This window comes from Streptomyces sp. NPDC021749 (assembly GCF_040640655.1).
Lineage (GTDB): Bacteria > Actinomycetota > Actinomycetes > Streptomycetales > Streptomycetaceae > Streptomyces.
The window spans coordinates 237,381-249,348 of the sequence record NZ_JBFACE010000006.1 but is presented as its reverse complement, the minus strand read 5'-3'; the positions used below and the strand labels follow the sequence as shown (position 1 = coordinate 249,348).

Genomic DNA, 11,968 nt, shown 5'->3' with positions numbered 1-11,968 from the left:
GCCACCTCGCCGGCCCGGGGAGAACCCGCCACCTCGCCGGCCCGGGGAGAACCCGCCACCTCGCCGGCCCGGGGAGAACCCGCCACCTCGCCGGCCCGGGGAGAACCCGCCACCTCGCCGGCCCAGGGAGAATCCGCCACCCCGCCACCCGCACCCTCAACCGCGGCCGCCCCCTCAGCCACACCCACCCCCTCAACTGCTGCCACCCCGAAGCCCGTTGCGGCGCCCGGCCGTCCCTGGCTGCGGCGCGGGCCGCTCGCCCTGCTCGGCGGGCTGGTCGTGGTCGCGGTCGCCGCGGTGGTGCTGGTGGCCGTCCGGCCCGGGCAGGACGACGGTGGCGGCGGACGCGGGTCCGGCACCGCGACGGCCGGCCGGGCCACCACCGCGACACCGGCGTTCAGCCACCGGGTGGGAGAGACGTTCCGCTGTCATGTCCGGCGCACCGCGGGCGTGTTGACCGCCGACCGCAGCCGCACCGCCACGGCGATCCTGGGCAACGGCGCGACCGGCTGGGAGGTCGTCGAGGCCCAGTGCCTGCTGAACCACCACGGCTACGACCCGGGCCCGGTGGACGGCATCCTCGGCGAGCACACCGTGCGCGCCGTCAAGCGGCTGCAGGCCGCCGCCGGGCTGCCCACGGACGGGATCGTGGGCCCCGACACCTGGAAGGCGCTGCGCCGGTGAGCGGCCCGGGCAGTGAGCTGTGTGAGGGGGTCGAGAGCTCCCGACTGGTCGCGGGCATGCGGGAGTTACGCGGCCGTACGGGGCTGAGCCTGGCCGGGCTCGCGGCGCGCACCCCGTACAGCAAGTCCTCCTGGGAGCGCTACCTCAACGGCAAGAAGCTGCCGCCGCGGGACGCCGTGCAGGCGCTGTGCCGGCTGGCGGGTGAGCCGGCCGGGCGGTTGCTGGCGCTGTGGGAACTGGCGGACGCGGCCTGGAGCGGACGGGCCGCGCCCGCCACGGTCCGGACGGAGCCCGCCGCGGTCCGGGCGGAGGCCGTGGCGGTGCGGGACACCGTCGTCGAGCCGGAGCCCGCGGCCCAGGTGCACCCCGCGCAGCCACAACGGCCACCCCAGCCCTCGCAGCCCCCACAGCCCCCACAGCCCTCACAGCCACAGCAGTCGCCGGCCCGGAGGGAGCGCCGGCGGGTGGTGGCGGTGGCGGCCGGGGCCGGTGCCGGGGCACTGGCGCTGGCCGTGGCGGTGACGTTCCTGGCGGGCGAGCGGGCGGGGGAGGCCCGCGGCGGCCCGGCGGCGAGCGCCACGCCCGCGTCCTCGGCGGTGACCGGCTGCCGCGGGCGGGCCTGCGACGGCAAGGACCCGCAGTCGATGTTCTGCGGTGGCGAGGGCATGGTGGACACGGTCATCGAGGCCACCACCGCCCGCGGCGAGCACCTCCAGGTCCGGTACGGCACGGCGTGCGAGGCGGCCTGGGGCCGGCTCAGCGGCGGCCGGATCGGGGACCGCATCGAGGTGACCGCGCCGGGGGCCCTGCCGCGGTCGGTGCGGGTCAGGGACCGGTTCGACGCCGAGGGCTACCTGGTCACCCCCATGGCCGCGGCCCGCGGCCCGCGCGGCGTCCGGCTCTGCCTCTACCCGGCGGGCGGCGGCCCCCGCGAATGCTTCCGGCACTGACGCGCGCTGCGCGGACGGCGGCGAGGGGCGCGCCCGGGACGCGCGTCGTACGTCCCGATGCTCCCGTGCGCCCAGTGGGAAAGGGACATTCCCCTGGCTGGCGGTGTCCCTCCTGGGGGTGAATAGGGCGGGTCCGGGGGAGTCGCGCCGCGGTGCGGCGCGTGAGTGGGTGAACAGGGGGAGGCCATGCCTCGCTGGAAGGCACTGCCGGAGGAACTCGATCCGGCGGTAGGGGAGTTCACGGAACGGCTGCGCGGCCTGGTGGACCGCAGCCGGCTGAGTGTGGCCGCGGTCGCGGACCGCACCGGTTACAGCAAGACGTCGTGGGAGCGCTATCTCGACGGCCGGCTGCTGCCGCCGCGCCGCGCCGTCGTCGCGCTCGCCGAGGCGACCGGCACCGACCCGGGACACCTCGTCATGCGGTGGGAACCGGCCGAACGCGCCTGGAGCCGGGCCGAGCTGCGGCACGACGTACCGAGGGAGGCGATCCGGGCCGCCCCGGCGTGGGCCGTGCGGGCAGCCGCGGCGGCGCCGGGGGCGGTCCGTACCCAGGTCGCGCAGCTGCCGCGCCGGGACGAGGGGTGGCGCGGGGAACGGACCGGGCCGGCCGACGGACCGGGCCGGGCAGCGGTCCTCGCCCCGGAGCCGTCGGCCGGGCCCGGTGGCACGGCCGGCCGGCGGGCGCGGCTGCTGCGCGCGGTGATGCTGGCGGTCGGCGCGGTCGGCGCCCTGCTGATGGCGCTTGCCGCGGTACTCCTGCTGGCCCCCGGACGCTGACGGCCGGCCCGCGGACGCCGGCGCCGGCCGCGGCGGCCCGGTCCGCCGCCGCTGGCCGGGAATCGACGCCCGCGGGAAACCGTCGGGAAAAAGGGGGGCATGCGCCCGGTTATCCCGGGCAGGCGCCGGTTATCCCCCCCACGGGTGTGGCAGTACCCGGCGGTCGCCCGCGTCCCCCCTCCTTGAGCGGGCGGCCGCCGCCACGGTCCGTGCGGGCGGACCGGGCGGAGGCCCGGGCGGGCGCCCCGGTCCAGGGCGGGCCGCCGTGGGCGCCCCGGCACACCCGGTGCTCCGGCACACCCGGTGAGGCGTGCCACACCGACCCGTCACCGGCACCGGCCGGGGGTCCGATAGCCTGACGGCCGGGTCTCTCGATACCAAGAGACCTCGATAGCTGGGCAGGGACACCCACCGCCACCCATGGTGGTCCAGGGGCTTGCCCCCGGAAAACACCGCGCAGGAGATCGCCATGACCCGCACTCCCGTCAATGTCACCGTCACCGGCGCCGCCGGCCAGATCGGTTACGCACTCCTCTTCCGCATTGCTTCCGGTCATCTGCTCGGCGCGGACGTGCCGGTCAAGCTGCGCCTCCTGGAGATCCCGCAGGGCCTGAAGGCCGCCGAGGGCACCGCCATGGAGCTGGACGACTGCGCCTTCCCGCTGCTCCAGGGCATCGACATCTCCGACGACCCGAACGTGGCCTTCGACGGCGCGAACGTCGCCCTGCTGGTCGGAGCCCGCCCCCGCACCAAGGGCATGGAGCGCGGTGACCTCCTGGAGGCCAACGGCGGCATCTTCAAGCCGCAGGGCAAGGCCATCAACGACCACGCCGCGGACGACATCAAGGTCCTGGTCGTCGGCAACCCCGCCAACACCAACGCGCTGATCGCCCAGGCCGCCGCGCCGGACGTACCCCGCGAGCGCTTCACCGCGATGACCCGCCTGGACCACAACCGGGCCGTCTCGCAGCTGGCGCAGAAGACCGGCACCCCGGTCTCCGAGATCAAGCGCCTGACGATCTGGGGCAACCACTCCGCCACCCAGTACCCGGACGTCTTCCACGCCACGGTCGCCGGCAAGAACGCCGCCGAGGTCGTCAACGACGAGAAGTGGCTGGCCGACACCTTCATCCCGACCGTCGCCAAGCGCGGCGCCGCGATCATCGAGGCCCGCGGTGCCTCGTCGGCCGCCTCCGCCGCGAACGCCGCCATCGACCACGTCCACACCTGGGTCAACGGCACCGCCGACGGCGACTGGACCTCCATGGGCATCCCGTCGGACGGTTCCTACGGCGTCCCGGAGGGCCTGATCTCCTCCTTCCCGGTCACCACCAAGGACGGCACGTACGAGATCGTCCAGGGCCTGGACATCAACGAGTTCTCCCGCACCCGCATCGACGCCTCCGTCAAGGAGCTGGAGGAGGAGCGCGAGGCGGTCCGCGCCCTCGGCCTCATCTGAGTCAGTCTCTTTCTCACGCCGAGCCCGCACCGCTTTCAACGCCGGTGCGGGCTCGGCGTTTTGGCGGCTACACCCGGTGCGGATGCCGCCGGATCTCCACATTGCAGTCCGACACCTTCGACCGGTCCCCGGCCGCATACGCCGCCACCCGCTGCCGGGCCAGCGCCTCGCACACGTCGCAGCCGGTATTCGGCTCGGGATCCCGCACCGGCCCGCCCAGTCGAAGGGCCTCTCCCGCGCGGCCGCTCACCACACCACCTCCGGCATACGGCGCGCGTACTGCCGCCGCTCGTGCGCGATGAGATACGGGCGGACGAGGGCGGAGTCCTCCCCGCGCAGCACCTCCGCGTGCCGGACGGGCACCCAACGGGGCGGCACGACGGGAGGCGGCACCGGCGGCGCCTCTGCGGGCCGATGACGCCCGCTGCCAGGCAGTAACAGCCGTAGCAGCGGCTCGAAGAGCCGGATAACGTGGTGCATGTCATCAATCTCTCTGGGTTGAAGGCCACGCCCCCGGACGTCTGCCAACGTCGCGGGGGTTCGCCGTTCGTTACTCTGGGTGTGTTCATCGTTGCTCAGCGGGACGGATGGTTACAACGCTGAGCGCGTGTCAGTGAGCAACTGTCACAAGGGGGGTGCCGTGAGCCGACGCAATGGCGCCGGGGGAACGGCGGCTACGACGGCTGTCGTGTTTGGCGAACTGCTGAAGCACCACCGGGAGGCGGCGGGCCTTACCCAGGCCGCCTTGGCGCGGAAGATTCCGTGCGACCGGTCGCATGTGGCGCGCATCGAGGCGGGAACCCGTGTCCCACAGGACACCTTCGCCAAGCAGTGCGACGAACTACTCGGTACGGGTGGGATGTTGCTCCGGTTGTGGGGGCGGATCGACTGGTATCCGGAGGTGCAGCATCCGGACTGGTTCGAGCGCAGGGCGCAGATGGATGCGCAGGCTGTGGCTCTCAGGGAGTATCAAGAGCGAGTAGTTCCTGGCCTGTTACAGACAGAGGGCTACGCGCGGGCACTGTTCTCGCGGGTGATGAACGGCGACGAAGTCGAGGAGCGCGTACGGGCCCGCCTGAGTCGACAGCGCCGCTTCCTTGAAGACGACGGCCCGCAGTACATCGTCGTCCTGGACGAGAGCTGTCTGCGCAACCTCGTGGGGAGCGCTGCCATCATGCGCGAGCAGTGTGCACACCTGCTGACCGTCCAACGCCATCGCAACGTCCGCATTCAGGTAGCACCAGCGAACTTCCCCGAACTCGTGCGTCCCAACGCCTCTATGTCGTTGATTACGCTGCCCGACGGGCACAGGTGGGTTTACTCGGAGTCGCTGGACCGTGGCCATTTCAACGACGATCCGGCTGTCTGCGTGCGCCATGAGCAGGCCTATGATGCGCTGAGGGCGGACGCTCTGTCAGCTCGCGATTCTGCCGCCCTGATCGGCGAGGCGATGGAAGGATTCGAGCGCGATGGACAGGATCGATCTCAGCGCGGCGATCTGGGCCAAAAGCAGCTACAGCGGCGACAACGGCGGCAACTGCATCGAAGTAGCCCCCGGTATCCCCGGCGTCGTCCCCGTCCGTGACAGCAAGGACCCGCACGGGCCCGTGCTGCTCTTCCCGGCAGGTGGCTGGGGCTCCTTCCTCGCTGCCGTCAAGGACGAGGCATTCCGCGCGACCACTTGACGTAATCGCGCTGACACGGAGCGCCCCCCTGGCCTATGCTGCGGCTTCCGCGAGGCTTTTGGGGGAGGCCGATGGGCCGGACGAATGTACCTGCGCAGTTCACGAAGCCCGCACCGCTCGCGCCCGTCCCGCCCGGTGCCAGTGAGGCCACCCGGTTGCTGTGCGCCGGGACGTACATGGACGAGGGGTTCCGGGACGCGGTCATCGATGAGCTCTACGTCCATGAGGAACGGTTCGCCGCGCCGTCGTTAGGGATCGACGCGGCGCGGGTGCTGGCTCACGCGCTGCGTGCCCGGTGGCTGGAGTTGGGCTGGGCGGCGGCGATCCTCGGATTGTGGATCGTGGCGATCCCGCTGTCCGGCGGGATGGCGACGTTCTATGTCCTTCCCGTCGTCCTCATGGGGCTGGCCCGGTGGGTGCGACGGGCGCCGCTGCCGCAGTGGTTGGCCCGCTCGGCGTCGTTCGTGCTCCGCTGGTACGGCCGGCTCTCGCTGCTCTTCTTCATGCTGGGGATGCTGGCCGCGGCGTTTGCGGTCAGCATCTGGACGCCCGTACTCACCCGGCTGATCCCGGACCTGCTGTCGCTCGTACGGTCGGACGGCAGCTATGACGACGGCTCGTCGTACGGCGACGGCTGGGACGGCTCCTCGTACGACAGCAGCGGCAGCTATGGCGCTGCTTCCGCCGTCGCGGCCGTGGCGTTCTGGGTCACGCTGCTGCTGCCGATCGCCCTGGCCGTCCTCGTCGGGCTGCAGCGCGGGCAGTTCGCCCGTTCGCTGGCCCGGGAACTGTCGAAGGAGCGGTTCCCCGATGTGATGGCCGACCCGGCGGAGCGGGCCGAGGGCTTGCGGTTCCGGCGGCTGCGGGACCGGGTGCGGATCGAGCAGCACGGGCCGCTGGTGATGTACCGCGCGGCCAACCCGTTCTGCGGCGCCGGGGACCCGTACCGGACCTGGTCGCTGTCGGTGGAGCTGGTCCCGCACCCGGACCGGGAGACCGAGCCGCTGGACAACAGCGCCATCCTGGCCCGGATCGTGCCGCTGGTGGAGGCCCTGCGGGTGCCGTCGCCGCACGGTTCTCCGCAGTTGGCGGCAGCGGTCCGGGACCGGCTGCGGGCCCTGGAGATCGACGAGTGCGTCTTCCTTCCGGTCGAGGGGTTGCCGGACCGGGCCGCGGCGCCGTACGCGCCGGAGGCGTTCGAGCAGCACCGGGCCGCCGCGGTCGAGGAGGGCGGCGAGACCCGGCGGCACTTCCTGCGGATCCGGGTCGGCGGCTGGAACGAGGGGATCGTCGTCACGGTCTTCGTCCGGGTGCACACCCAGGGCGGAATGCTGATGCTGGAGGTCGCGCCGCACGTGCTGTGGCCGCTGCGGCAGCTCTTCCAGGACGCCGACCGGCTCGCCCACCAGTACCGGCACCACCACCGCTTCGGCAAGGCGGTCTGGGCGCTGGCCCAGACGCCGCGCTCGGCAGGCAACGCGCTGCTCACCCTGGGGCGCGGACTGCACTCGGCGTGGCGGCTGGCCACCGCCGGGCACGGCGCGGCGCTTCCGGAGGGCCCGGGCGTCTCCGTGCGCGAACTGGGGTCGTACGGCGAGGCGTCGCTGTTCCAGGACATGGACGTGGCGCGGTACCTGAAGACCGTGCAGCAGCGGGTGACGGCCGGGGTGACCACCGCGCTGCGCGAGGCCGGCTACCAGACCGACGAGTTCGAGCAGCGCATCGTGCACGTCGCCGAGGGCGGCGTCTACGTCGAGTCCGCCCAGGGGGCCGTCGGCATCGGCGACCACAACACGATCACCCAGAACACCACCGCGGGTGGCACCGCCCCGAAGGGAAGGAAGAAGAGTGGCAACGGCTGACGCGCGCGGCAACGGCATCCACATCGGCAGCGTCCGGGGCGCCTTCGCCATCGGCGACCACAACACCGTGACGCAGAACGACGGGGGCGGGGTCCCCGCGACCGACCCGGCGCAGGAGGAACTGCTGCGTGCCGTAAGGGAGTTGCGGGGCGATCTGGCCCGGGCGGTGCAGAGTCCCGAGGTGACCGCCCTGGACGGGGAACTCGCCGGTACGGAAGGGGAGATCGCCGACACCGGTCAGGCCGGTCCCGGGCGGCTGGCGCGGCTGCGTGCGGCGCTGACCGACGCCGGGGCGGTGGTCGGGCTGCTGGCGTCCGGGGCCGCGGTGACCCAGGCGGTCGCGGCCCTGGTGGGAGGGTGACGATGAAACGCGGCGGGCCGGCCCGCTGGAACGACGAGACGCAGAGCTGGGAGGACGGCAGTCCGGCGCCGGCGCCGTACAGCGGTCCGATGCCGCCCCGGCCGACCGTTGCCCCGTCGGTGGGCGCCCCGCCGCCGCAGCCGCCCTCCGGCCCGTTACCCGGCACCGTCCCCGGCCCCTTCCCCACCGTCCCTGCTTCTGACCCCGGCCCCGGCCCCGCCCCCGGCCCCGCCCCTGGTCCTGGTTCCGGTCCCGGCCCGCGGCGCCGTACCGCCGCCCTGATCGCCGGGGTGGCCGTGGTGGTGATCGGTGCGGGTGCCGGTGGCGGCTATCTGCTGTGGGGGCGGGACGGCGACGAGCCGCCCGCCGCCCGCACCCGGGTTTCCGCCCCGCACACCCCCACCGCGACCGACACCACCCCGTCCGGCACCGGCAGCACGCCGTCCACGGGCGCGGCCTCCTCCCCCTCCGTGCCCGCCGGCTACCGTCTCGTCCACGACGCAAAGGGGTTCACCACGGCCGTACCGGACGACTGGCAGCGCAGTGAGCGCAAGACCGGGGTGTTCTACACCGCGCCGGACGACCGCGGACTGGTGCAGATCTTCGAGATCACCGAACCGGACATGGCGCCGCGCGAGGCACTGGAACAGGCGTCGAAGGGCCTGGCCGGCAACCCCGGCTACGAGGAGATCAGCCTCGGCGCGTTCGACGGCCCGGCGCCGGGCACGGACGCCGCCCAGCTGGTCTACGCCTATGACAGCGAGCGGCTCGGCACCCGGGTCAAGGTCGTCGACTGCGCGTTCACCACCGACGACGGCCGGCAGTTCGCCGTCCTGGTCCTCGGCACCGAGGCCGACTGGCCGCTCCAGCAGGAGACCCAGCGGATCGCCCTCCAGGCGTTCGCCCCGGGAGGGTGAACCGGAGGGCTGACGGCGCGCCCGCCCCGTCCGCCCGCCCGGCCTGCCTACTCGGCGATCTCGGTGCGCTCCCACCACTCGTAGACCGGCAGCGCGCCCTCGGAGGTGTGCTGCTGGCGGGTGGTGGGCCGGAAGTGTTCGTAGCCGCCGCGGAAGGGGATCTTCAGCTCGCTGCCGTGCGGATCGGCCGGCACGATCCGCTCGGGAAGGTCCGTGGGACCGCCCTCAAGCACTGCTTTCGCCGCTGTCTGCACCATGCCTGCATTCTCACTCCGTCGGCGACGTACCGCGCGCCGCGGCTCAGTCGCGAGGGAACTTGTCGGTGGTGAGTGTGAGGTCCACGACGGTGCCGGTGAGGTCGATCGGCTCGCCGTACGGCACCGTGACGTCGTCCTTGTAGTCGCCAATGCACGTCCCGCTGCGGCGCCACGAAGATCGCCCCCCGATGATTTCGATGTCGTAGCCCTCGGGGAAGGCTTCCTCCAGCCGCTCGAACAGGCCGTCCAAGTGCTGCTGGTTCTCTGTGGGCTCTGCCATCTCCATCCCGTCGGTCGCGATCGTTTCGGTCCGCTCAAGGCTGATGGTCATCGTGCCGCTCCTCGCCGCTGCCGCGTACGGGCAGCCGCACGGTTCAACGATAGGGACCGGAGACGATTACGCGCTGTAGCGGCATATGCCGGTCACGCGGTGTGCGTCCCGCCGAGCAGGTCCTCCAGCGCCGAGATGTCGGTGGTGTCGCCGGGGGCGGGGGTCCGGTCCGGTACCGGGGTGCCGTAGTTGCTCAGGAGGACGGTGCCCTTCTGGTCGTCGGCCTCGGCGGTGAGCTTGAGGGGGTAGTGCGTGCCCTTGATCGCGACGTAGAGGGTCTCGGTGACGCCGTCGGTGTGTTTGACGACGGGGAGGACGGCGGCGCCCTCGTGGGTCGTGGGGTGGCCCTTGGTGAGCTTGGCGGTGGGGGCGGGCTCGCCGGACGGGGGCGGCTCGCCGGGGCCGGCGGCGGACTTCTGGAAGGCGGTGAGATCGCAGGCCGTGGCGAGGTTCTGCAGGAAGGCGTCGTGGTCGGCGGTGCCGTGCAGGAACGTGTTCCGGTATTTCGCGGCCGCCCGGGCGCCCTCGTCGCCGGGCAGCTGGCTCTTCCAGAACGCGGCGTCCGGCTTCATCCACACCTGGTTGCCGCGCTTGATGATCTCCACGCGGCCGAGCTCGCCCTTGCTGATCGCACCGGCGCAGTTGCCGGCCTTGTCGAGGGTGATGTCGAGCTTGGTGGGATCGGCGGTGGTCTCGGTGCGCAGCCGCAGCGACTTCGCGGTGACGAGCTGGTGCAGCGCGTCGTCCGAGATCTGCTGGGCCGATTTTCCCGCGAGGTCGCCCTCACCGTCGGAATCGCCGGCCGCCGCGGCGCCCGTACAGGCGGCCCCGGCGAGCAGGGCCGCTCCGCAGCCCAGGGCGGTGGCGGTGACGGCACGCCGTTTGGTGGTCATCTCGATACCTCCGGGCGGAGGGGGCGGAGGGGCGTATGAGGGACGGCCGCACGGACCACCTGCTGCCGGCGGGACGTACGGCGTGGATCTCCCGCTTGGACATACGGCTATTCAGGGTACGTTCCGGGGCATTTCTCTGCATGCCGAGTGAGTCGGCTCACTTTCCATGAATGTTTGGGCATAGGTCAGGCGCTTCCGGGGAGGGGTCCCCGTTGCTGGTGACGCCACTGGTTGCACCAGTGGGAACGCAACGAAAACCGGAAGGCAGAAAAAATCGTGTCGGCAAGCGAGACCATTCACGTAGACGGGGTGTGGCGGGCGGCCGCGTCCGGAGCCACCCGCGAGGTCCTCGACCCCGCCGACGCGACGACCCTCCAGGTGGTGGCCGAGGGCGGTGCCGAGGACGCGGACGCCGCGGTCGCGGCCGCCGCCCGGGCCTTCGACGGCGGCGCGGGCGCCTGGCCCCGTACGCCGGTCGCCGAGCGCTCCGCGCTGCTGCGCCGGGTCGCCGACCTGTTGCAGCGCGACCGCGAGGAGATCGCGCTGATCGAGAGCCGGGACACCGGCAAGACCCTGGAGGAGGGCCGGGTCGACGTCGACGACGTCACCAACGCCTTCCGGTACTTCGCCGACGTGGTGATGAACGAGAGCGGCGGGCGGGTCGTCGACGCCGGCTCGGCCGACGTGCACAGCGTGGTCGTGCACGAGCCGGTCGGCGTGTGTGCGCTGATCACGCCCTGGAACTACCCGCTGCTGCAGGCGAGTTGGAAGATCGCGCCGGCTCTCGCGGCCGGCAATACTTTTGTGATCAAGCCCAGCGAGGTCACCCCGCTGTCGACCGTGCACCTGGTCAAGCTGCTGGTCGAGGCCGGGCTGCCGGCCGGGGTCGCCAACATCGTCACCGGCGCCGGTGTGCCGGTCGGCCAGCGGCTGGCCGAGCACCCGGACGTGGACCTGTTCTCCTTCACCGGCGGCCTGGTCAGCGGAACGAAGGCCGGTGCGGCCGCGGTCGCCGGTGCCAAGAAGGTCGCCCTGGAGCTGGGCGGCAAGAACCCGAACGTGGTCTTCGCCGACGCCTGCGCCACGGAGGAGGGCTTCGACACCGCCGTGGACCAGGCCCTCAACGCCGCGTTCATCCACAGCGGGCAGGTCTGCTCGGCCGGCGCCCGGCTGATCATCGAGGAGTCGGTGCGCGACCGCTTCGTGGCCGAACTCGCCCGCCGCGCCGAGCGGATCAAGCTCGGCCGGGGCACCGAGGACGGCGTGGAGTGCGGCCCCCTGGTCTCCCAGCAGCAGCTCGACAAGGTCGAGGCGTACGTCGCCTCCGCGCTGGCCGAGGGTGCCCAGCTGCGGTGCGGCGGGGCCCGGCCCGAGCCGTCCGCCGTCCGCCCGGCCACCGGCTACTTCTACGCGCCGACCGTGCTGGACGGCTGCCACCGCGAGATGAAGGTCGTCCGCGAGGAGACCTTCGGGCCGATCCTGACGGTGGAGACCTTCACCACCGAGGACGAGGCCGTCGCGCTCGCCAACGACACCGAGTACGGGCTGGCCGGCGCGGTCTTCTCCGCCGACACCGCACGTGCCCGCCGGGTCGCCGCGCGGCTGCGGCACGGCACCGTCTGGATCAACGACTACCACCCCTACCTCCCGCAGGCGGAGTGGGGCGGCTTCGGCAAGTCCGGCATCGGCCGGGAACTCGGTCCCACGGGTCTGGACGAGTACCGCGAGAGCAAGCACATTTACGAGAACCTCCGGCCCGAGCCGGTGCGGTGGTTCGCGGGCTGAGCGACCG

The 11,968-nt window shown here is 72.7% G+C and carries 15 protein-coding genes; 10 read left to right on the top strand and 5 right to left on the bottom strand.

All coding sequences use genetic code 11. The features are described from left to right. From AB0G35_RS08905 to AB0G35_RS08890, 4 genes are all read left to right on the top strand, one after another. Nucleotides 1–684, top strand: a 684-nt coding sequence (locus AB0G35_RS08905) for a peptidoglycan-binding domain-containing protein (protein ID WP_360945974.1), incomplete at its 5' end; no start/stop codon positions are given. Continuing rightward, a complete protein-coding gene (locus AB0G35_RS08900) occupies nt 681–1,634 on the top strand; it encodes a DUF2690 domain-containing protein (protein WP_360945971.1) in 954 nt (317 codons plus the stop codon). The genes AB0G35_RS08905 and AB0G35_RS08900, both read left to right, overlap by 4 nt. A 186-nt stretch (nt 1,635–1,820) precedes the next feature. Continuing rightward, nucleotides 1,821–2,411 (top strand): helix-turn-helix transcriptional regulator, encoded by a 591-nt coding sequence (locus tag AB0G35_RS08895; RefSeq protein WP_360945968.1) that lies wholly within the window; start codon nt 1,821–1,823, stop codon nt 2,409–2,411. A gap of 469 nt (nt 2,412–2,880) precedes the next feature. Continuing rightward, complete coding sequence (locus AB0G35_RS08890) at nt 2,881–3,870, top strand: malate dehydrogenase (protein ID WP_360945965.1); 990 nt, start codon at nt 2,881–2,883, stop codon at nt 3,868–3,870. A 67-nt stretch (nt 3,871–3,937) separates the two neighbouring features. On the opposite strand, the gene AB0G35_RS08885 is transcribed toward AB0G35_RS08890, so the two are convergent. After that, nucleotides 3,938–4,120 carry a hypothetical protein gene (locus AB0G35_RS08885; RefSeq protein ID WP_360945962.1) on the bottom strand — a complete coding sequence of 61 codons (183 nt, stop codon included), beginning with the start codon at nt 4,118–4,120 and terminating at the stop codon, nt 3,938–3,940. After that, complete coding sequence (locus tag AB0G35_RS08880; protein WP_360945959.1) at nt 4,117–4,350, bottom strand: hypothetical protein; 234 nt, start codon at nt 4,348–4,350, stop codon at nt 4,117–4,119. Before AB0G35_RS08880 ends, AB0G35_RS08885 begins: the two co-directional genes overlap by 4 nt. A 160-nt stretch (nt 4,351–4,510) precedes the next feature. Here AB0G35_RS08880 and AB0G35_RS08875 point away from each other — a divergent pair, with 160 nt between their 5' ends. The 5 genes from AB0G35_RS08875 (at nt 4,511) to AB0G35_RS08855 (ending at nt 8,695) form a co-directional block, all read left to right on the top strand. Then, nucleotides 4,511–5,455, top strand: a complete 945-nt coding sequence (locus AB0G35_RS08875; protein WP_360945956.1) for a helix-turn-helix transcriptional regulator — start codon at nt 4,511–4,513, stop codon at nt 5,453–5,455. Further along, a complete protein-coding gene (locus tag AB0G35_RS08870; protein WP_360946079.1) occupies nt 5,367–5,555 on the top strand; it encodes a DUF397 domain-containing protein in 189 nt (62 codons plus the stop codon). Before AB0G35_RS08875 ends, AB0G35_RS08870 begins: the two co-directional genes overlap by 89 nt. Before the next feature lie 71 nt (nt 5,556–5,626). Continuing rightward, nucleotides 5,627–7,417 (top strand): hypothetical protein, encoded by a 1,791-nt coding sequence (locus tag AB0G35_RS08865; RefSeq protein WP_360945953.1) that lies wholly within the window; start codon nt 5,627–5,629, stop codon nt 7,415–7,417. After that, a complete protein-coding gene (locus tag AB0G35_RS08860) occupies nt 7,404–7,778 on the top strand; it encodes a hypothetical protein (RefSeq protein WP_360945950.1) in 375 nt (124 codons plus the stop codon). Before AB0G35_RS08865 ends, AB0G35_RS08860 begins: the two co-directional genes overlap by 14 nt. A gap of 2 nt (nt 7,779–7,780) precedes the next feature. Then, on the top strand, nt 7,781–8,695 hold the full coding sequence (locus AB0G35_RS08855) for a hypothetical protein (protein ID WP_360945947.1): 915 nt from the start codon (nt 7,781–7,783) through the stop codon (nt 8,693–8,695). Nucleotides 8,696–8,742: 47 nt separating this feature from the next. On the opposite strand, the gene AB0G35_RS08850 is transcribed toward AB0G35_RS08855, so the two are convergent. From AB0G35_RS08850 to AB0G35_RS08840, 3 genes are all read right to left on the bottom strand, one after another. Further along, nucleotides 8,743–8,952, bottom strand: coding sequence for a DUF5988 family protein (locus AB0G35_RS08850; protein WP_360945945.1), 210 nt, complete (start codon nt 8,950–8,952; stop codon nt 8,743–8,745). Between the two features lie 43 nt (nt 8,953–8,995). Beyond that, nucleotides 8,996–9,283 (bottom strand): hypothetical protein, encoded by a 288-nt coding sequence (locus tag AB0G35_RS08845; RefSeq protein WP_360945943.1) that lies wholly within the window; start codon nt 9,281–9,283, stop codon nt 8,996–8,998. 92 nt (nt 9,284–9,375) lie between these two features. Further along, complete coding sequence (locus AB0G35_RS08840; RefSeq protein WP_360945940.1) at nt 9,376–10,176, bottom strand: hypothetical protein; 801 nt, start codon at nt 10,174–10,176, stop codon at nt 9,376–9,378. A gap of 276 nt (nt 10,177–10,452) precedes the next feature. Here AB0G35_RS08840 and AB0G35_RS08835 point away from each other — a divergent pair, with 276 nt between their 5' ends. Further along, nucleotides 10,453–11,961, top strand: coding sequence for an aldehyde dehydrogenase family protein (locus tag AB0G35_RS08835; protein ID WP_360945937.1), 1,509 nt, complete (start codon nt 10,453–10,455; stop codon nt 11,959–11,961). Nucleotides 11,962–11,968 lie beyond the last annotated feature (7 nt).

Bases quoted from the DNA above. Each gene is read 5' to 3' on its own strand.
- AB0G35_RS08895 (WP_360945968.1), top strand. From the start codon at position 1,821: ATGCCTCGCTGGAAGGCACTGCCGGAGGAACTCGATCCGGCGGTAGGG.
- AB0G35_RS08890 (WP_360945965.1), top strand. From the start codon at position 2,881: ATGACCCGCACTCCCGTCAATGTCACCGTCACCGGCGCCGCCGGCCAG.
- AB0G35_RS08880 (WP_360945959.1), bottom strand. From the start codon at position 4,350: ATGCACCACGTTATCCGGCTCTTCGAGCCGCTGCTACGGCTGTTACTG.
- AB0G35_RS08865 (WP_360945953.1), top strand. From the start codon at position 5,627: ATGGGCCGGACGAATGTACCTGCGCAGTTCACGAAGCCCGCACCGCTC.
- AB0G35_RS08855 (WP_360945947.1), top strand. From the start codon at position 7,781: ATGAAACGCGGCGGGCCGGCCCGCTGGAACGACGAGACGCAGAGCTGG.
- AB0G35_RS08850 (WP_360945945.1), bottom strand. From the start codon at position 8,952: ATGGTGCAGACAGCGGCGAAAGCAGTGCTTGAGGGCGGTCCCACGGAC.
- AB0G35_RS08845 (WP_360945943.1), bottom strand. From the start codon at position 9,283: ATGACCATCAGCCTTGAGCGGACCGAAACGATCGCGACCGACGGGATG.
- AB0G35_RS08840 (WP_360945940.1), bottom strand. From the start codon at position 10,176: ATGACCACCAAACGGCGTGCCGTCACCGCCACCGCCCTGGGCTGCGGA.